Source organism: Streptomyces sp. NPDC003247 (assembly GCF_042888135.1).
Taxonomy (GTDB): domain Bacteria; phylum Actinomycetota; class Actinomycetes; order Streptomycetales; family Streptomycetaceae; genus Streptomyces.
In genome coordinates, this window is sequence record NZ_JBIAPF010000007.1 from 236,404 (window position 1) to 253,933 (window position 17,530).

The following is a 17,530-nucleotide window of genomic DNA, read 5'->3' on the forward strand; positions in this document are numbered from 1 at the left end:
AATCATGCTCCTTGGGCATGGGACGGGGTCTCTGCGGCCGGGCTCGAAGAGCGATTGTCTTCGGTGGCCGTTTCGGCGGCGGAGGGCCCGCCCTTGCGTGCGCGCCAGGCATCGCGCAGCGCCTCGTGCCACCGCGGGCGCTTGCGCGGCGGGACGTGATCCACGCCTCCGAGCGACCAGGGGTTGCACCGCAGGATGCGCCAGGCGGTGAGGGCTGTTCCCTTGATCGCGCCGTGCCGGTCGATGGCCGTGTAGCCGTAATGGGAGCACGACGGGTAGTACTTGCACACCGGCCCGAGCAGCGGACTGATCGTCCACTGGTAGAGCTTGATCAGGGCCAGCAGCGGGTACTTCATCGCGCGCCCCCTCCCAGTAGCCGTTGAAGGGCGGCATCAAGGTCTTGGGCCAGCTGTGCGTGGTCGGCGTCACCCGCCCCGGGCAGCGCCCGTACGACTACCAGGCTACCGGGGGGCAAGAGGGCGACTCGGTCGCGCATCAGATGGCGGAGTCGGCGCTTCACCGCGTTGCGGACGACCGCTCCTCCCACGGCCTTGCTCACGACGAAACCCGCACGCGTCGGGGGAGCGCTCTCCCCAGGCGCGTGCGGGTCCGTGGCACCGCTACGAAGATGGACGACGAGAGTCGGGCGTCCGGCCCGACGGCCCCGTCGTACCGCGGTCGCGAAGTCCTCGCGCCGCCTCAGCCGGTTCTCGGTGGGCAGCACGACGGCATGACCTGACCGGGATCAGGCGGACAGACGGGCGCGACCCTTGCTACGGCGGGACGCGAGGATCGCGCGGCCGGCACGGGTGCGCATACGCAGCCGGAAGCCGTGGGTCTTCGCGCGACGACGGTTGTTCGGCTGGAAGGTGCGCTTGCTCACTCGGGGGCTCCAGAAATCAATCGGTAGTGGCGGGGTGCCGTCCTGGCTGTCACCGTGCGCCCACGAGTAGCTCGCGTTCAGCGCCCGAGTGCACCGCTTCCCGATCACCTTTGACGCGATCTGTGCCCATCGGAGGCAGGCGGCAGCAGCCATCGACAACTCGACCTGGTTACGGTACGCGCGGCTACGCCATCCGGTCAAACCGACGGTCACCGGGAGACACTATCCACAGCCTGGGGACAACAACTTGAACCGTACCCGCCGCGCTGACTACCGTGGCTGGACTCCGATTCGTTCCCTTGTCCCTGACCCGCCCCGATGTGAAACCGACCCGTCCCACCGTCACACGTTCGTGGGACCTGTGAGAGAGCGTGCCCTGTGGCTGACGTACCTGCTGATCTTGCCGCAGTGTGGCCACGCGTACTGGAGCAACTGCTCGGGGAGGGGCGCGGCCAGGGCGTCGAGACGAAGGACGAGCACTGGATCCGGCGCTGCCAGCCGCTGGCGCTGGTCGCCGACACCGCCCTGCTCGCCGTACCCAACGAATTCGCGAAGGGCGTGCTGGAGGGCCGTCTGGCCCCGATCGTCAGCGAGACCCTGAGCCGCGAGTGCGGCCGCCCGATCCGTATCGCGATCACCGTCGACGACTCCGCGGGCGAGCCGCCGACGCCGCCCGCGCCCCCCGCACCGCCGCGCTACGAGGAGCCCGAACGGCCCTCCGGCCCCTACGACGGCTCCTACGACCGGCCGCCCTACGACAGCCAGTACGAGGGGTACGGCCGGCACCGCGGCGACCAGCCGCCGGCGCACTCCGGGGACCAGGGCCCCCGCCAGGACCAGCTGCCGACCGCCCGGCCGGCGTACCCCTCGGAGTACCAGCGGCCGGAGCCCGGCGCCTGGCCGCGCCCCGGCCAGGACGACTACGGCTGGCAGCAGCAGCGGCTCGGCTTCCCCGAGCGCGACCCCTACGCCTCCCGGTCGCAGGACGCCTACGGCGGCCCGTCCGGTCAGGACTCCTACGGGTCCCCGCCGCAGGACTACCGCCCCCAGCCGATGGACCGCCCGTCCTACGAGCCGTCCCCGTACGAGCAGCAGCGCTCCGAGTACGAGTCCTCGCGTCCCGACTACGACCAGCGGGACCCGGTCCGGCGGGAGCTGCCCGATCCGTCGGCCGGCGGGCACCCGCACCGCGGGGGCCAGCCCGGTCCCGGTCAGCCTGGTGCCGGCGGGCCCGGCGCGACGGGCGCACAGCCCGCGGCGGCCGGCGGCCCCGGTGAGCCGACGGCCCGGCTGAACCCGAAGTACCTCTTCGACACGTTCGTCATCGGCGCGTCCAACCGCTTCGCGCACGCGGCCGCGGTCGCCGTCGCCGAGGCTCCCGCGAAGGCGTACAACCCCCTGTTCATCTACGGGGAGTCGGGCCTCGGCAAGACGCACCTCCTGCACGCGATCGGCCACTACGCGCGCAGCCTCTACCCGGGCACGCGCGTGCGGTACGTGAGCTCGGAGGAGTTCACCAACGAGTTCATCAACTCCATCCGCGACGGCAAGGGCGACAGTTTCCGCAAGCGCTACCGCGAGATGGACATCCTGCTCGTCGACGACATCCAGTTCCTCGCGGACAAGGAGTCGACGCAGGAGGAGTTCTTCCACACCTTCAACACCCTCCACAACGCCAACAAGCAGATCGTGCTCTCCAGTGACCGGCCGCCCAAGCAGCTGGTGACGCTGGAGGACCGGCTGCGGAACCGTTTCGAGTGGGGTCTGATCACCGATGTGCAGCCGCCGGAGCTGGAGACGCGCATCGCGATCCTCCGCAAGAAGGCGGTGCAGGAGCAGCTGAACGCCCCGCCGGAGGTGCTGGAGTTCATCGCCTCGCGGATCTCGCGCAACATCCGCGAGCTGGAGGGCGCCCTGATCCGGGTGACGGCGTTCGCCTCGCTCAACCGGCAGCCGGTGGACCTGGGGCTGACCGAGATCGTCCTGAAGGACCTGATGCCCGGGGGCGAGGACTCGTCCCCCGAGATCACCTCGACGGCCATCATGAGCGCCACGGCGGACTACTTCGGGCTGACCGTCGAGGACCTGTGCGGCACCTCGCGGGGCCGTGCCCTGGTGACCGCCCGGCAGATCGCCATGTACCTGTGCCGCGAGCTGACCGATCTGTCGCTGCCGAAGATCGGCGCCCTGTTCGGCGGCCGCGACCACACGACGGTGATGCACGCCGATCGCAAGATCCGCAATCTGATGGCCGAGCGGCGCTCCATCTACAACCAGGTGACCGAGCTGACCAACCGCATCAAGGCCGGCTGAACGCGCCGCACGGACCCGTCGAGGGCGTCTCGGGAGTGGTCCCGGGGCGCCCTTCGTCGTCCCCAGGAGCGCTTGCGGGACGCCCGACGCCCCGCTGCCCCTTCCGCGTGCTTCGGCAGCGCATCCGGCGTGCCCGCCGCCCCGCCCCGCCTTGCGTCGGCGGCGACACCGCACGCCCTCCGCCCCGCCTCGGCAGCGACACCGCACGCTCTCCGCCCCGTCTCCGGGCCGTGTCCCGGCGGGCGCCTGTGCCGTGGGAGAGGCGTCGGCGGGGTGTCCGGGGACGCTCGCCGGGCCGTTCCCGGGAGAAGCGTGCCGCTCCAGGAGGCCACCCGCTGTTCGATTACCTGCCGGGTTACGGCCACCCTCCACAGATTCGGTGACTTTTTCCCCTCCACAGGCTGGGGACTGCGGAGTTGTCCAGATCCTGTCCACAGGCGACCCTGTTGAGGGACCATCGGGCCAGGTCATCCGGTTGTGGATTCGTGGATGAAAGATCTCCACAGGCTGTGGACAGAGCAGGGATCCACACCCTGTGCACGAAGTTGTCCACCGGTAACCCACAGGCTCGAGCCGGTTGTCCCCAGCGATCGTCGGCTTCTCCACATGCCTGTCCACTGTTCGGCAAGCCCGGAGGCCTCCTCACCGTCTTGAGTGAAAGGCGTCACACGAAGCAGTCGGGTTGGGCTGTGGGAAAGACGGGTAAACCTGGGGACGTGTCTGGGGAGAAGTCCCCTCTGCCTGTGTACGGGGTGTGCAGAACTTTCCGTTCTCCACAGATGACCCCGGTTGTCCACCGCCTCCGCCCACAGGGCCCGTGGACAAAATCTCGCCTCTGAGCTGCGAAGACGGGGTTATCCACGGTATCCACAGGCCCTACTACTACTCCCGACTAGAGAGAGCTCGGAATCCGTTTCGAAGCGGGCCCTGTGCACAACTGGCTCCCGGAGCTCCGGCTGTCCCTCGTCACGACTTGACCCCGACGGGCACCTACTGTCAGTGCGGTGCGTCAGACTGGTCCCCGGTGGTCCTTCCCCTCACAGGGGCCGACGACACCGAGACAGACGACGAAGCCAGGCAGGGCGAGAAGCGCCGGCAACAGCAGGAGGCGGCAAGAGTGAAGATCCGGGTGGAACGCGACGTACTCGCGGAGGCAGTGGCCTGGGCGGCGCGCAGCCTCCCGGCCCGTCCGCCGGCGCCTGTCCTCGCCGGCCTCCTGCTGAAGGCCGACGACGGTGCCCTCAGCCTCTCCAGCTTCGACTACGAGGTCTCCGCACGCGTGTCGGTGGAAGCGGAGGTCGAGGAGGAGGGCACGGTCCTCGTCTCCGGCCGGCTGCTGGCCGACATCTGCCGCGCCCTCCCCAACCGCCCGGTGGAGATCTCCACAGACGGTGTACGGGCGACGGTGGTCTGCGGCTCCTCCCGCTTCACCCTCCACACACTGCCTGTGGAGGAGTACCCGGCGCTGCCGCAGATGCCGAACGCCACGGGCACGGTGCCCGGTGAGGTCTTCGCCTCCGCGGCCGCCCAGGTCGCCATCGCCGCGGGCCGTGACGACACGCTGCCCGTCCTGACCGGTGTGCGCATCGAGATCGAGGGCGACACCGTCACGCTGGCCTCCACCGACCGCTACCGCTTCGCGGTCCGCGAGTTCCTGTGGAAGCCGGAGAACCCGGACGCCTCCGCGGTCGCCCTGGTGCCCGCCAAGACGCTCCTGGACACCGCGAAGGCGCTGACCAGCGGTGACAGCGTCACGCTGGCGCTGTCCGGCTCCGGCTCGGGCGAGGGCCTGATCGGTTTCGAGGGCGCCGGCCGCCGTACGACGACCCGGCTGCTGGAGGGCGACCTCCCGAAGTACCGCACGCTGTTCCCGACCGAGTTCAACAGCATCGCCGTCATCGAGACCGCGCCGTTCGTGGAGGCCGTCAAGCGCGTGGCCCTGGTCGCCGAGCGCAACACCCCGGTGCGGCTCAGCTTCGAGCAGGGCGTGCTCATCCTGGAGGCCGGCTCCAGCGACGACGCACAGGCTGTGGAAAGGGTCGACGCCCAGCTGGAGGGCGACGACATCTCGATCGCCTTCAACCCGACCTTCCTGCTGGACGGCCTGAGCGCCATCGACTCCCCGGTGGCCCAGCTCTCCTTCACGACGTCCACCAAGCCCGCGCTGCTCAGCGGCAAGCCGGCCGTGGACGCCGAGGCGGACGAGGCCTACAAGTACCTGATCATGCCGGTGCGCCTGAGCGGCTGAGACCGGATCCCCGGGTCCGGCCGGCTGTCCACAGCCTGGTGGAAAACCGGCCGGACCACGGGAGAAGCCGCAGGTGGGACCGTACGTCTGAGCGCGTATGCCCACAGGTGTGCGTGACGGTCCGGGTTTAGGCTCGGACAGGGGTACGAAGGTGCCTCACACGCCACACAGCGACCTAAGGAACAACTGATGGAGCTCGGTCTCGTCGGCCTCGGCAAGATGGGCGGCAACATGCGCGAGCGGATTCGCCGCGCAGGCCACACCGTCATCGGATACGACCGCAATCCGGACCTCGCCGATGTCCACAGCCTGCAAGAGCTTGTGGGCAAGCTCGAGGGCCCGCGCGTCGTCTGGGTGATGGTCCCGGCCGGCCCCGCCACCCAGTCGACCGTCGACGAGCTCGCCGAGCTGCTGGAGCCCGGTGACATCGTCGTGGACGGCGGCAACTCCCGCTGGACCGACGACGAGAAGCACGCCGAGGAGCTGGCCGCCAAGGGCATCGGCTTCGTCGACTGCGGAGTCTCCGGCGGCGTCTGGGGCCTGGAGAACGGCTACGCCCTGATGTACGGCGGCGACGCCGAGAACGTCGCCAAGGTGCAGCCGATCTTCGACGCGCTCAAGCCCGAGGGCGACTTCGGCTCCGTGCACGCCGGCAAGGTCGGCGCGGGCCACTTCGCGAAGATGGTCCACAACGGCATCGAGTACGCCATGATGCAGGCCTACGCCGAGGGCTGGGAGCTGCTGGAGAAGGTCGACTCGGTCACCGACGTGCGCGAGGTGTTCCGCTCCTGGCAGGAGGGCACGGTCATCCGTTCCTGGCTGCTGGACCTGGCGGTCAACGCCCTCGACGAGGACGAGCACCTGGACAAGCTCCGCGGCTTCGCCCAGGACTCCGGCGAGGGCCGCTGGACCGTCGAGGCCGCCATCGACAACGCCGTACCGCTCCCGGCGATCACGGCCTCGCTGTTCGCGCGGTTCGCCTCCCGCCAGGAGGACTCGCCGCAGATGAAGATGATCGCCGCGCTGCGCAACCAGTTCGGCGGCCACGCGGTCGAGAAGAAGTAGTCCACAGGGCCGCCCGGCGGTCCACAACCCCCGGGGAGGTCGGCGAACGACCATGCACGTCACGCATCTGTCGCTGGCCGACTTCCGCTCCTACGCCCGGGTCGAGGTCCCGCTCGACCCGGGCGTCACGGCGTTCGTCGGCCCCAACGGGCAGGGCAAGACGAACCTCGTCGAGGCGGTCGGCTACCTCGCCACCCTCGGCAGCCACCGCGTCGCCTCCGACGCGCCCCTGGTGCGCATGGGCGCCGACCGCGCCGTCATCCGGGCGCAGGTGCGCCAGGGCGAGCGGCAGCAACTGGTCGAGCTGGAGCTGAACCCGGGCCGGGCCAACCGCGCCCGCATCAACCGGTCCTCGCAGGTCAAGCCCCGTGACGTGCTGGGCATCGTACGGACCGTGCTGTTCGCGCCCGAGGATCTCGCGCTGGTGAAGGGCGACCCCGGTGAGCGGCGCCGCTTCCTCGACGAGCTGATCACCGCCCGTTCCCCGCGCATGGCGGGCGTGCGTTCCGACTACGAGCGCGTGCTGAAGCAGCGCAACACCCTGCTGAAGTCGGCCGCGCTGGCCCGCCGCCACGGCGGCCGCACCATGGACCTGTCCACGCTCGACGTGTGGGACCAGCATCTCGCGCGCGTGGGCGCCGAGCTGCTCGCCCAGCGGCTCGACCTGGTGGCCGCGGTCCAGCCGCTCGCCGACAAGGCCTACGAGCAGCTCGCCCCGGGCGGCGGACCGGTCACCCTGGAGTACCGGCCGTCGGCGCCGGGCGAGGCGCACACGCGCGAGCACCTCTACGAACAGCTGATGGCCGCGCTGGCCGACGTGCGCAAGCAGGAGATCGAGCGGGGCGTCACCCTCGTCGGTCCCCATCGGGACGACCTGGTCCTGAAGCTCGGTGAGCTGCCGGCCAAGGGGTACGCCTCCCACGGGGAGTCGTGGTCCTACGCGCTCGCGCTGCGGCTGGCCTCCTACGACCTGCTGCGCGCGGAGGGCAACGAGCCGGTGCTGGTGCTCGACGACGTCTTCGCCGAGCTGGACGCCCGCCGCCGTGAGCGGCTCGCGGAACTCGTCGCTCCCGGTGAGCAGGTCCTCGTGACGGCCGCCGTCGACGACGACGTGCCGCACGTCCTCGCGGGGGCCCGGTACGCCGTGTCGAACGGGACGGTGGAACGCGTATGAGCGACGAGGAACCGCAGAAGACCCCGCAGCCCTCCGGGGTCGACCTGGCGCGGGTGGCACTCCGGGCGGCGCGCGAGCAGGCACGCGCGCGGGGAGACGCGGCGCAGCAGAAGAAACAGGCGCGGCGCGGGGGCGGCCTGCGCTCCGGCGCGCGGGCGGACGGCCGCGATCCGATGGCGCTCGGCGCCGCGATCAACCGGCTGCTCACCGAACGCGGCTGGGAGGCGCCGGCCGCGGTGGGCGGCGTGATGGGCCGCTGGCCGCAGATCGTCGGCGAGGACGTGGCCAACCACTGTGTGCCGGAGCGGTACGACGAGGACGAGCGCGTCCTGGTCGTGCGGTGCGACTCCACGGCGTGGGCGACGAACCTGCGGCTGCTCGCGCCGACGCTGGTCGCGCGCCTCAACGAGGACCTGGGGCACGGCAGGGTGCGGCAGATCAGGGTGCAGGGCCCCGGCGGCCCCGCCCGTCGGTACGGCCCGCTGCGGGCCCCGGGCAGCACGGGTCCCGGCGACACCTACGGGTGATGTACCTCACTTATTTCGCGGCCGGGGCGGTCCGTTCGTACCGTCCCGGCCGCCGTTGCGTCCGGGCGCGCACGGCTCGCACGCGGTTGCGAATACGGACGTGACTGTGCGGTAGCCAAGGGTTGACACCCGGAAGCGCTGAGTGCCTCCGTGAGCCTCTTGGAGCCCCCATCCGTATATCGGGAGTCGGGCGAGACCGATTGAGGGCGGCACATGCGGACCCAGGTACCGGCAAACCCCCATCACTGTCGGCGCTACCGGTAGACTGGAAGCCAATCCCGCCCCCAACCGTGGGGACCGTCCGGGACATGCTGAGCAACGCTGATCAAGGCTTACCCACGCAACATGCCGCAGCCGCTCCGGCGACCCTCCACCAGCGGGGGGACCCCCCAGAGCTCGGCTCGTGCTGTGCCAGAAAGGGCGCTTCGTGGCCGATTCCGGCAACCCCAACGAGAACATCCCGTCCACCGACGCCGGCGCCAACGCCGAGGCCGTGACCTCGAACGGCGAGGTCACGGCCTCGTACGACGCCAGCGCCATCACCGTCCTCGAGGGTCTGGACGCGGTCCGCAAGCGACCCGGTATGTACATCGGCTCCACCGGTGAGCGCGGTCTGCACCACCTCGTGCAGGAGGTCGTCGACAACTCCGTCGACGAGGCGCTGGCCGGCCACGCGGACACGATCGACGTGACGATCCTGGCCGACGGCGGAGTGCGCGTCGTCGACAACGGCCGTGGCATCCCGGTGGGCATCGTCCCCTCCGAGGGCAAGCCGGCCGTCGAGGTCGTGCTGACCGTGCTGCACGCGGGCGGCAAGTTCGGCGGCGGCGGCTACGCGGTCTCCGGCGGTCTGCACGGCGTCGGTGTCTCCGTCGTGAACGCCCTGTCGACCAAGGTCTCCGTCGAGGTCCGGACCGACGGCCACCGCTGGACGCAGGACTACAAGATGGGCGTCCCCACCGCGCCCCTCGCCCAGCACGAGGCCACCGAGGAGACCGGCACCTCGGTCACCTTCTGGGCCGACCCGGACATCTTCGAGACCACCGAGTACTCCTTCGAGACGCTCTCGCGGCGCTTCCAGGAGATGGCGTTCCTCAACAAGGGTCTGAAGATCAGACTCACCGACGAGCGCGAGTCGGCGAAGGCCGTGGCCGGCGCGGACGAGGCGGGCGCCGACGAGAAGGACGAAGTCAAGACCGTCACGTACCACTACGAGGGCGGCATCGTCGACTTCGTGAAGTACCTCAACTCCCGCAAGGGCGACGTGGTGCACCCCTCCGTTATCGACCTCGAGGCCGAGGACAAGGACAGGCAGCTGTCCGTCGAGGTCGCGATGCAGTGGAACAGCAGCTACTCCGAGGGCGTCTACTCGTTCGCGAACATCATCCACACGCACGAGGGCGGCACCCACGAGGAGGGCTTCCGCTCCGCGCTGACGAACCTGATCAACAAGTACGCGCGCGACAAGAAGCTGCTGCGGGAGAAGGACGACAACCTCACGGGTGACGACATCCGCGAGGGTCTGACCGCGATCATCTCGGTCAAGCTGAGCGAACCCCAGTTCGAGGGTCAGACCAAGACCAAGCTGGGCAACACCGAGGCCAAGACCTTCGTCCAGAAGGCGGTCTACGAGCACCTCAACGACTGGCTGGACCGCAACCCGAACGAGGCGGCGGACATCATCCGCAAGGGCATCCAGGCGGCCACCGCGCGCGTGGCGGCCCGCAAGGCCCGTGACCTCACCCGCCGCAAGGGCCTGCTGGAGTCGGCGTCCCTGCCGGGCAAGCTGTCCGACTGCCAGTCGAACGACCCCACCAAGTGCGAGATCTTCATCGTCGAGGGTGACTCCGCCGGCGGCTCGGCCAAGTCCGGCCGCAACCCGCAGTACCAGGCGATCCTCCCCATCCGCGGCAAGATTCTCAACGTCGAGAAGGCCCGGATCGACAAGATCCTTCAGAACCAGGAGATCCAGGCGCTGATCTCCGCCTTCGGCACCGGCGTGCACGAGGACTTCGACATCGAGAAGCTCCGGTACCACAAGATCATCCTGATGGCGGACGCCGACGTCGACGGCCAGCACATCAACACCCTGCTGCTGACCTTCCTCTTCCGCTTCATGCGGCCGCTGGTCGAGGCCGGTCACGTGTTCCTGTCCCGCCCGCCGCTCTACAAGATCAAGTGGGGCCGGGAGGACGTGGAGTACGCGTACTCCGACCGTGAGCGCGACGCCCTGATCGAGATGGGCCGCCAGCGCGGCAAGCGCATCCGCGAGGACTCGATCCAGCGCTTCAAGGGTCTCGGCGAGATGAACGCCGAGGAGCTGCGCATCACGACCATGGACCAGGAGCACCGTGTCCTCGGCCAGGTCACCCTCGACGACGCCGCCCAGGCCGACGACCTGTTCTCGGTCCTCATGGGCGAGGACGTCGAAGCCCGCCGCGCCTTCATCCAGCGCAACGCCAAGGACGTCCGCTTCCTCGACATCTGAGTCGGTCTCAGCTGACCGCACCAGGAAGGATCCTCACCAGCAATGGCCGACGAGACCCCGAATCTTCCCACCGACCCCGTCCCCGGCGACGAGGGCGGTGACACCGCCATGCGCATCGAGCCCGTCGGGCTCGAGACGGAGATGCAGCGCTCGTACCTCGACTACGCGATGTCCGTCATCGTCTCGCGCGCGCTGCCGGACGTCCGGGACGGCCTCAAGCCCGTCCACCGCCGCGTGCTGTACGCCATGTACGACGGCGGCTACCGCCCCGAGCGCGGCTTCTACAAGTGCGCCCGCGTCGTCGGCGACGTCATGGGCAACTACCACCCCCACGGCGACTCCTCGATCTACGACGCGCTGGTCCGCCTCGCGCAGCCGTGGGCGATGCGCATGCCGCTCGTCGACTCCAACGGCAACTTCGGCTCGCCGGGCAACGACCCGGCCGCGGCCATGCGGTACACCGAGTGCAAGATGGCGCCGCTGTCGATGGAGATGGTCCGCGACATCGACGAGGAGACCGTCGACTTCACGGACAACTACGACGGCCGCTCCCAGGAGCCGACCGTCCTGCCCGCCCGCTTCCCGAACCTGCTGATCAACGGCTCAGCGGGCATCGCGGTCGGCATGGCGACCAACATCCCCTCGCACAACCTGCGCGAGGTCGCGGCCGGCGCCCAGTGGTACCTGGAGAACCCCGAGGCCTCCCACGAGGAGCTGCTGGACGCGCTGATCGAGCGCATCAAGGGCCCCGACTTCCCGACCGGCGCCCTGGTGGTGGGCCGCAAGGGCATCGAGGAGGCCTACCGCACGGGCCGCGGCTCGATCACCATGCGCGCGGTCGTCGAGGTCGAGGAGATCCAGAACCGCCAGTGCCTGGTGGTCACGGAGCTGCCCTACCAGGTCAACCCCGACAACCTCGCGCAGAAGATCGCAGACCTGGTCAAGGACGGCAAGATCGGCGGCATCGCCGACGTCCGTGACGAGACCTCCTCGCGCACCGGCCAGCGGCTGGTGATCGTGCTCAAGCGGGACGCCGTCGCCAAGGTCGTCCTGAACAACCTGTACAAGCACACCGACCTCCAGACCAACTTCGGCGCCAACATGCTGGCGCTGGTCGACGGTGTGCCGCGGACGCTCTCGCTGGACGCGTTCATCCGCCACTGGGTGACGCACCAGATCGAGGTCATCGTCCGCCGGACGCGTTTCCGCCTGCGCAAGGCGGAGGAGCGCGCCCACATCCTGCGCGGCCTGCTGAAGGCCCTGGACGCCATCGACGAGGTCATCGCGCTGATCCGGCGCAGCGACACCGTCGAGATCGCCCGCACGGGCCTGATGGACCTCCTGGAGATCGACGAGATCCAGGCCAACGCCATCCTCGAGATGCAGCTGCGCCGGCTGGCCGCCCTGGAGCGCCGGAAGATCGTCCAGGAGCACGACGAACTCCAGGCGAAGATCAACGAGTACAACCAGATCCTCGCCTCCCCGGTCCGCCAGCGCGGCATCGTCAGCGAGGAGCTGGCGGCGATCGTCGAGAAGTACGGCGACGACCGCAAGACCAAGCTGGTGCCCTACGACGGTGACATGTCCATCGAGGACCTGATCGCCGAGGAGGACATCGTCGTCACCGTCTCGCGCGGCGGCTACGTCAAGCGCACCAAGACGGACGACTACCGCGCCCAGAAGCGCGGCGGCAAGGGCGTCCGCGGCACGAAGCTCAAGGAAGACGACATCGTCGACCACTTCTTCGTGTCGACCACGCACCACTGGCTGCTGTTCTTCACCAACAAGGGCCGCGTCTACCGCGCCAAGGCCTACGAGCTGCCCGACGCCGGCCGGGACGCGCGGGGCCAGCACGTCGCGAACCTGCTGGCGTTCCAGCCGGACGAGGCGATCGCCGAGATCCTCGCCATCCGCGACTACGAGGCCGCGCCGTACCTGGTCCTGGCCACCAAGGCGGGCTTGGTCAAGAAGACGCCGCTGAAGGATTACGATTCGCCCCGCTCCGGCGGCGTGATCGCGATCAACCTGCGGGAGCGGGAGGACGGCTCCGACGACGAGCTGATCGGCGCCGAGCTCGTCTCCGCCGACGACGACCTGCTGCTGATCAGCAGGAAGGCGCAGTCCATCAGGTTCACCGCGACGGACGACACCCTGCGCCCGATGGGCCGTGCCACCTCGGGCGTCAAGGGCATGAGCTTCCGTGAGGGCGACGAGCTGCTCTCGATGAATGTCGTTCGACCCGGTACGTTCGTGTTCACTGCGACGGACGGCGGGTACGCGAAGCGGACCGCCGTCGACGAGTACCGCGTCCAGGGTCGCGGCGGCCTCGGCATCAAGGCTGCCAAGATCGTCGAGGACCGCGGTTCGCTCGTCGGCGCGCTGGTGGTCGAGGAGACCGACGAGATCCTCGCCATCACGCTCGGTGGCGGTGTGATTCGTACGCGAGTCAACGAGGTCAGGGAGACGGGCCGTGACACCATGGGCGTCCAACTGATCAACCTGGGCAAGCGCGATGCCGTCGTCGGCATCGCACGTAACGCCGAGGCGGGGCGCGAGGCGGAGGAGGTCGACGGCGACATCGTCGTCGACGAGACCGCCGAGGACGCCGCGACCAGCGGCACGGACGAGGGTGAGGCGCCCTCGGCCGAGTAGCACGAGGAGTGAGTCATCGTGAGCGGAGCCACGGGCGCCGGTTCGGTCGGTACGCCGGCCGGCACCTCTGAGGGCCCTTCCACCGGAACGTCTGCCGGCAAGGCGACGGACGACGGCGGCCGTGGCTCCGCCGCGCCGGCGGGGGACGCGCATCCCACCGATGCGCGGGGCGCCGACGGGCGGGGGGCGGACACGCACACCACCCAGCTGAAGCCGGTCAAGGCGTCCCCGGCCGACTCGCCCTCGTCCGACGGACAGGGAGCGCAGTCATCCCAGGGATCCCAGGGGGGAACCGTGACGGACACCCGAGGCCCGCAGACCCAGAAGGGGGCCTCCCCGTTGCCCGGTGAGCGGCAGCAGAAGCAGCCCACCGGGCCGTACCACCCACCGCAGGCGTACCAGACGCCGGCCCCGGCCGGCGCGGTACGCCGTCCGCGGACCGGCGCCCGCACCACGCCCCGGGTCCGCAAGGCCCGGCTGCGGGTGGCCAAGGCCGACCCCTGGTCGGTCATGAAGGTGAGCTTCCTGCTCTCCATCGCGCTCGGCATCTGCACCATCGTCGCGGCCGCCGTCCTGTGGATGGTCATGGACGCGATGGGCGTCTTCTCGACGGTCGGCGGCACGATCTCCCAGGCGACCGGCTCCAACGAGTCGAACGGCTTTGATCTCCAGGCGTTCCTCTCGCTCCCCCACGTCCTGATGTTCACGTCGATCATCGCGGTCATCGACGTCGTCCTCGCGACGGCCCTCGCGACCCTCGGCGCCTTCATCTACAACCTCGCCGCGGGCTTCGTGGGCGGCGTCGAGCTGACGCTGGCCGAGGACGAGTGACCTGCCCCGACCACCGATTTTGGGACTGCCCCGGTCGTGCGCTAATCTTCAGGAGTCAGCGCGCGGGACACACACCGCAGAAGCGCGGCGGGGCTATAGCTCAGTTGGTTAGAGCGCATCCCTGATAAGGATGAGGCCACAGGTTCAAATCCTGTTAGCCCCACCAGCCAAAAGACCCCCGGACCATCGGTCCGGGGGTCTTTTGACACCAGTGATTGACACCAACGGCGGCGGACGGCGGCGAACGCCCGCGGCCGGCCGACCGGCGGTCAGCCGATGAGCGGGTCTTCCAGCAGCTCGGCCAGCATCGCCACGGCCTCCCGCTCGCTGTCGCCCACCACGTGTGTGTAGACGTCCATGGTCATGCTGATCTGGCTGTGCCGCAGGATCGCCTGAGCGACCTTCGGATGCACCTTCAGGAAGGCCAGCAGGGTGCCGCAGGTGTGCCGGGCCAGCCGGACCGTGATGCGGCGCACACGGGCCCGCTTCACGAGGCGGTCGAAGGTCCTGGAGAAGCCCGTGGGGTCGATCATGCCGCCGTGCTCGGCGGAGAAGATCAGGTCATGCCCGTCCGCCTGCGACCAGTGGTCCCCGGCGATCTTCTGCTCCAGCTCCTGGAGCTCCCGCCGCTCCTCCAGGACACGGGCGCAGAACTCGGGGAGGGGAAGTACCGCCTGTGAGGACTCGGTCTTGAGGTCCTTGAGGACCAGGCCGACGCCCTTCTCCCGCTGCACCTGCTTGACCGGGGTGAACTGGCCGGCCTCGAAGTCGACGTCCTGCCAGCGCAGGCCCAGAACCTCACTGCGGCGGAGGCCGAGCACCAGGACCAGGACGCAGGCCGCGTAAAGGCGGTGCGCCCGGACGGAGCGGAGGAACGCGATGGCTTCCCGCGCACTCCATGCCGTGCCCTTGTCCTTGGCGACCTTGGGCATGTCGACCAGGAGCGCCACGTTGCGGGTGAGCAGCTCTTCGCGCATGGCCCGGTTGAGGGCGTTGCGGAGGACGCGCAGCACCTCGAAGCGGGTGGCCGCGCCCACCTTCTCCTGCCTCAGCGTCGCCATGAAGACGCGGAGCTGCGCCGGCGTCAGCTTGATGAGCGGCTTCTTGCCGAGGTGGGGCACCAGGTAGAGCCGTGCCTTCGACTCGTACTTGACGTACGTGTTGTGCTCGCGTTCCGGCCTGACGATGTGCTCCAGCCAGTAATCCAGCCACTCACCGAGTGTCCAGCTGCGGGAAGGCACCGGGACGCCGTTGCGCTCCTGGTCCTGGAGCTTGCCGAGCTTCTCGTTGGCGTCGTCCCACGTGGCGCCGTAGACCGTCTTACGGACGCGAAGGCCGTCCGTGTCGGTGACGTACGCGCGTCCCATGTAACGGCCGTCCGCCCGCTTGGAGATGGTGCCCCCTCCGTTGGGCCGCCTCTTGGCCATCAGGCGGCCTCCCCGATCTCCCGGCGGACGAAGTCGCGTACGGCGTCGTCCGGGATACGGCGGCATCCGTCGACCTTGAGGGAGGCCAGGCGGCGGGTGCGGATGAGGTCGTACACCTTGGTGCGGCCGACCTTGAGCCGCGTCATGACCTCCGGCACGGTGAGCAGCTCGGGGGCGGCGGTGGTCATGCGGCGGCTCCTTCCGGGGCGGATCGACGGGCGTCGAGGGCGTGTTGGGCGCGTTCGTCTCGCAGGGCTTCGCGGGCGGTCTCGCGGTTGAGGTGGATGTCGCGGCGGATGGTGGCGGCGAGCCAGGATTCGCCCGCGGTGTGGCCGTGGCCGACGTAGGACCAGTGGGCGAGGGTCAGGGTGGTTGCCTCCGGGGTGTCGGGGTCGGGCAGGCCGAGGGCTTCGCGCTGCTGGGCGGCCCGGTAGTCGGCGCGGGTCTGGCGGAGGGCGCCGAGGGTGGTGGAGTAGCGGCGGGACTTGGTGGAGAAGTGGCCGCGGAAGCCGAGCATGTGGGCCCAGTAGCGGAGTTTGCGGTCCGGGTAGAGCGGGTGGAGGTCGAGGCAGGCCGAGATGAGCCGGCGGGGGTGCTCGGGGACGTCGAGCAGGACGAGAGCTTCCTTGTTGCCGATGCGGTGGTCGACGGTGCCGGTGGTCTCGGCCGCTTTGGTGGCGTACTTGGCGACGTAGGAGGCGACCGCTTGTTCGGTGATCTCCTCGCCGTCGCCGAAGGCGCCGATGGGCTGGACGTCGAGCTGGGTGCCCCAGCGCAGGACGCGGGCGGGTTCGTCTCCGGCCGGGGGGACGTCGACCGCGACGCGGGCGGCAGCAGCGCGGATGGCGTCGGTGAGGAGGTCGAGGGTGGCCCAGGCCGGGGGCGGGGAGTCCGGCCCGTCGGGGCCGTCGAAGCGAATCACGGCGTGAAAGTGGACGGCGCCGCGCTTCTGGTACTCGGCGACCTTGCCGAAGGAGACGCCGGACTGCGCGTGTGCGTCCTTCTGGGTGAGGTCGGCGCGGCGGGCGATCTCTCGGCGCAGGTAGATCGTGAAGTACCGCCACAGGTCGGAGGCGTGGTTGTTCCACAGCACCGCGCCCGCGTAGTCGTACGCGTCCGGGTCGAGGGGGGTGCCGAGTTGGGGTGCGTCCTCGGCGTGGTGGGTGCCGCAGCGGCACGGCCGGTTGCCGGGGCGGTTGTGGACCGGGCCGAAGGAGGGTGCGGTGAGGGTGGCGAAGACGCGGGGGTGGTCCCGGATCGTCTCCGGAGTCCCCTTGGCGGGGTCGCCGACCAGGCCCGCGCGGATCAGGTGGTACGTGTCGCCCGCGTAGGTCCAGGCGCAGGAGGGGCACCGGGAGGCGCGGCGGTTGCCGCAGGCGATCCGGAGCCGGCCGCCCGGCTCGTTGTCGGTGCTGTAGGTGTGCAGAACCTGTCCGGTGGCCCGGTCACGGGTGACCGTGGAGCCCTGGAGGTGGATGGGGTCGGAGCAGCCTCCCGTGCGGTGGATCTGTTCCTGCACACGTTCGAAGCCGGGGGACCCGGCCAGCCTCAGCACGTCGTCGAGGGTGGCCGAGTCCAGGCCCGCCATGGAGGCGGAGTCGGTCACGCCTTGTTCTCCTTGAGGATCGAGCGGACGGCGACGGCGCAGACGGCCACGGAGGCGGCCGTGATGGCGACGGCGAGGAGCATCGAGACCAGGACCGCGCCGACGACGAGGACCAGGGCGCCGCCGCCGGCGGCGAGGGTGAGCGTGCTGCCCGCGGTGAGCTGGACGGTCGGGCGGTTGGAGACCGGAGCGGACGGAAACGGGGTGGTGGCCGGGACGTAGGGCACCGGGCTGTAGACGGTCGGAGCCGTGGGAGCGGGTGCCGGAGCGGTGTCCTGCGGCGGGTATTTCGGGGTGAACACGTGGGTGATCCCTT

15 protein-coding genes and 1 tRNA gene are annotated in these 17,530 nt (G+C 69.8%); 9 read left to right on the forward strand and 7 right to left on the reverse strand.

All coding sequences use genetic code 11. The features are described from left to right. Positions 1–2: 2 nt before the first annotated feature. Genes yidD through rpmH form a run of 3 tightly spaced genes read right to left on the reverse strand, consistent with a single transcriptional unit; the run spans position 3 to position 883 of the window. Complete coding sequence (yidD, locus tag ACFYWQ_RS24555) at positions 3–356, reverse strand: membrane protein insertion efficiency factor YidD (RefSeq protein WP_389519004.1); 354 nt, start codon at positions 354–356, stop codon at positions 3–5. Further along, positions 353–724, reverse strand: a complete 372-nt coding sequence (gene rnpA / locus ACFYWQ_RS24560) for a ribonuclease P protein component (protein WP_389519005.1) — start codon at positions 722–724, stop codon at positions 353–355. The genes yidD and rnpA overlap by 4 nt, the downstream gene beginning before the upstream one ends. Before the next feature lie 21 nt (positions 725–745). After that, complete coding sequence (gene rpmH / locus ACFYWQ_RS24565; RefSeq protein ID WP_003956500.1) at positions 746–883, reverse strand: 50S ribosomal protein L34; 138 nt, start codon at positions 881–883, stop codon at positions 746–748. Positions 884–1,261: 378 nt separating this feature from the next. Here rpmH and dnaA point away from each other — a divergent pair, with 378 nt between their 5' ends. The 9 genes from dnaA to ACFYWQ_RS24610 all read left to right on the forward strand — a co-directional run bounded on the left by dnaA (position 1,262) and on the right by ACFYWQ_RS24610 (position 14,347). After that, entirely contained in the window at positions 1,262–3,196 is a 1,935-nt protein-coding gene (gene dnaA / locus ACFYWQ_RS24570) for a chromosomal replication initiator protein DnaA (RefSeq protein WP_389519006.1), read from the forward strand. A 1,117-nt stretch (positions 3,197–4,313) separates the two neighbouring features. Beyond that, positions 4,314–5,444 (forward strand): DNA polymerase III subunit beta, encoded by a 1,131-nt coding sequence (dnaN, locus tag ACFYWQ_RS24575; RefSeq protein ID WP_389519007.1) that lies wholly within the window; start codon positions 4,314–4,316, stop codon positions 5,442–5,444. Positions 5,445–5,633: 189 nt separating this feature from the next. Continuing rightward, positions 5,634–6,509, forward strand: coding sequence for a phosphogluconate dehydrogenase (NAD(+)-dependent, decarboxylating) (gene gnd / locus ACFYWQ_RS24580; RefSeq protein ID WP_389519008.1), 876 nt, complete (start codon positions 5,634–5,636; stop codon positions 6,507–6,509). A gap of 52 nt (positions 6,510–6,561) precedes the next feature. After that, complete coding sequence (gene recF, locus ACFYWQ_RS24585) at positions 6,562–7,683, forward strand: DNA replication/repair protein RecF (protein ID WP_389519009.1); 1,122 nt, start codon at positions 6,562–6,564, stop codon at positions 7,681–7,683. Then, the gene (locus tag ACFYWQ_RS24590; RefSeq protein WP_389519010.1) at positions 7,680–8,210 is read left to right on the forward strand and encodes a DUF721 domain-containing protein; all 531 of its coding nucleotides are present in this window, start codon (positions 7,680–7,682) and stop codon (positions 8,208–8,210) included. The genes recF and ACFYWQ_RS24590 overlap by 4 nt, the downstream gene beginning before the upstream one ends. Before the next feature lie 403 nt (positions 8,211–8,613). Then, the gene (gene gyrB, locus ACFYWQ_RS24595) at positions 8,614–10,698 is read left to right on the forward strand and encodes a DNA topoisomerase (ATP-hydrolyzing) subunit B (protein ID WP_389519011.1); all 2,085 of its coding nucleotides are present in this window, start codon (positions 8,614–8,616) and stop codon (positions 10,696–10,698) included. 42 nt (positions 10,699–10,740) lie between these two features. Further along, complete coding sequence (gene gyrA / locus ACFYWQ_RS24600) at positions 10,741–13,350, forward strand: DNA gyrase subunit A (RefSeq protein ID WP_389519012.1); 2,610 nt, start codon at positions 10,741–10,743, stop codon at positions 13,348–13,350. 18 nt (positions 13,351–13,368) lie between these two features. Then, complete coding sequence (locus tag ACFYWQ_RS24605) at positions 13,369–14,181, forward strand: DUF3566 domain-containing protein (RefSeq protein ID WP_389519013.1); 813 nt, start codon at positions 13,369–13,371, stop codon at positions 14,179–14,181. Positions 14,182–14,270: 89 nt separating this feature from the next. After that, positions 14,271–14,347, forward strand: a tRNA-Ile gene (locus ACFYWQ_RS24610). 103 nt (positions 14,348–14,450) lie between these two features. Here the strand turns inward: ACFYWQ_RS24610 and ACFYWQ_RS24615 are convergent. The 4 genes from ACFYWQ_RS24615 to ACFYWQ_RS24630 are packed head-to-tail and all read right to left on the reverse strand — an operon-like array spanning position 14,451 to position 17,516. Further along, positions 14,451–15,608 (reverse strand): tyrosine-type recombinase/integrase, encoded by a 1,158-nt coding sequence (locus tag ACFYWQ_RS24615; protein ID WP_389519014.1) that lies wholly within the window; start codon positions 15,606–15,608, stop codon positions 14,451–14,453. Next, positions 15,608–15,796: a helix-turn-helix domain-containing protein gene (locus ACFYWQ_RS24620; RefSeq protein ID WP_389519015.1), complete on the reverse strand. Its 189-nt coding sequence runs from the start codon at positions 15,794–15,796 to the stop codon at positions 15,608–15,610. The genes ACFYWQ_RS24615 and ACFYWQ_RS24620 overlap by 1 nt, the downstream gene beginning before the upstream one ends. Continuing rightward, positions 15,793–17,214 (reverse strand): replication initiator protein RepSA, encoded by a 1,422-nt coding sequence (gene repSA / locus ACFYWQ_RS24625; protein ID WP_389519016.1) that lies wholly within the window; start codon positions 17,212–17,214, stop codon positions 15,793–15,795. Before repSA ends, ACFYWQ_RS24620 begins: the two co-directional genes overlap by 4 nt. Beyond that, positions 17,211–17,516 (reverse strand): SpdD protein, encoded by a 306-nt coding sequence (locus ACFYWQ_RS24630; protein WP_389519017.1) that lies wholly within the window; start codon positions 17,514–17,516, stop codon positions 17,211–17,213. Before ACFYWQ_RS24630 ends, repSA begins: the two co-directional genes overlap by 4 nt. Positions 17,517–17,530 lie beyond the last annotated feature (14 nt).

Excerpts from the sequence above, each read along its gene's own strand:
- yidD (WP_389519004.1), bottom strand. The coding sequence starts at position 356 with ATGAAGTACCCGCTGCTGGCCCTGATCAAGCTCTACCAGTGGACGATC.
- gnd (WP_389519008.1), top strand. The coding sequence starts at position 5,634 with ATGGAGCTCGGTCTCGTCGGCCTCGGCAAGATGGGCGGCAACATGCGC.
- recF (WP_389519009.1), top strand. The coding sequence starts at position 6,562 with ATGCACGTCACGCATCTGTCGCTGGCCGACTTCCGCTCCTACGCCCGG.
- ACFYWQ_RS24590 (WP_389519010.1), top strand. The coding sequence starts at position 7,680 with ATGAGCGACGAGGAACCGCAGAAGACCCCGCAGCCCTCCGGGGTCGAC.
- gyrA (WP_389519012.1), top strand. The coding sequence starts at position 10,741 with ATGGCCGACGAGACCCCGAATCTTCCCACCGACCCCGTCCCCGGCGAC.
- ACFYWQ_RS24615 (WP_389519014.1), bottom strand. The coding sequence starts at position 15,608 with ATGGCCAAGAGGCGGCCCAACGGAGGGGGCACCATCTCCAAGCGGGCG.
- ACFYWQ_RS24620 (WP_389519015.1), bottom strand. The coding sequence starts at position 15,796 with ATGACCACCGCCGCCCCCGAGCTGCTCACCGTGCCGGAGGTCATGACG.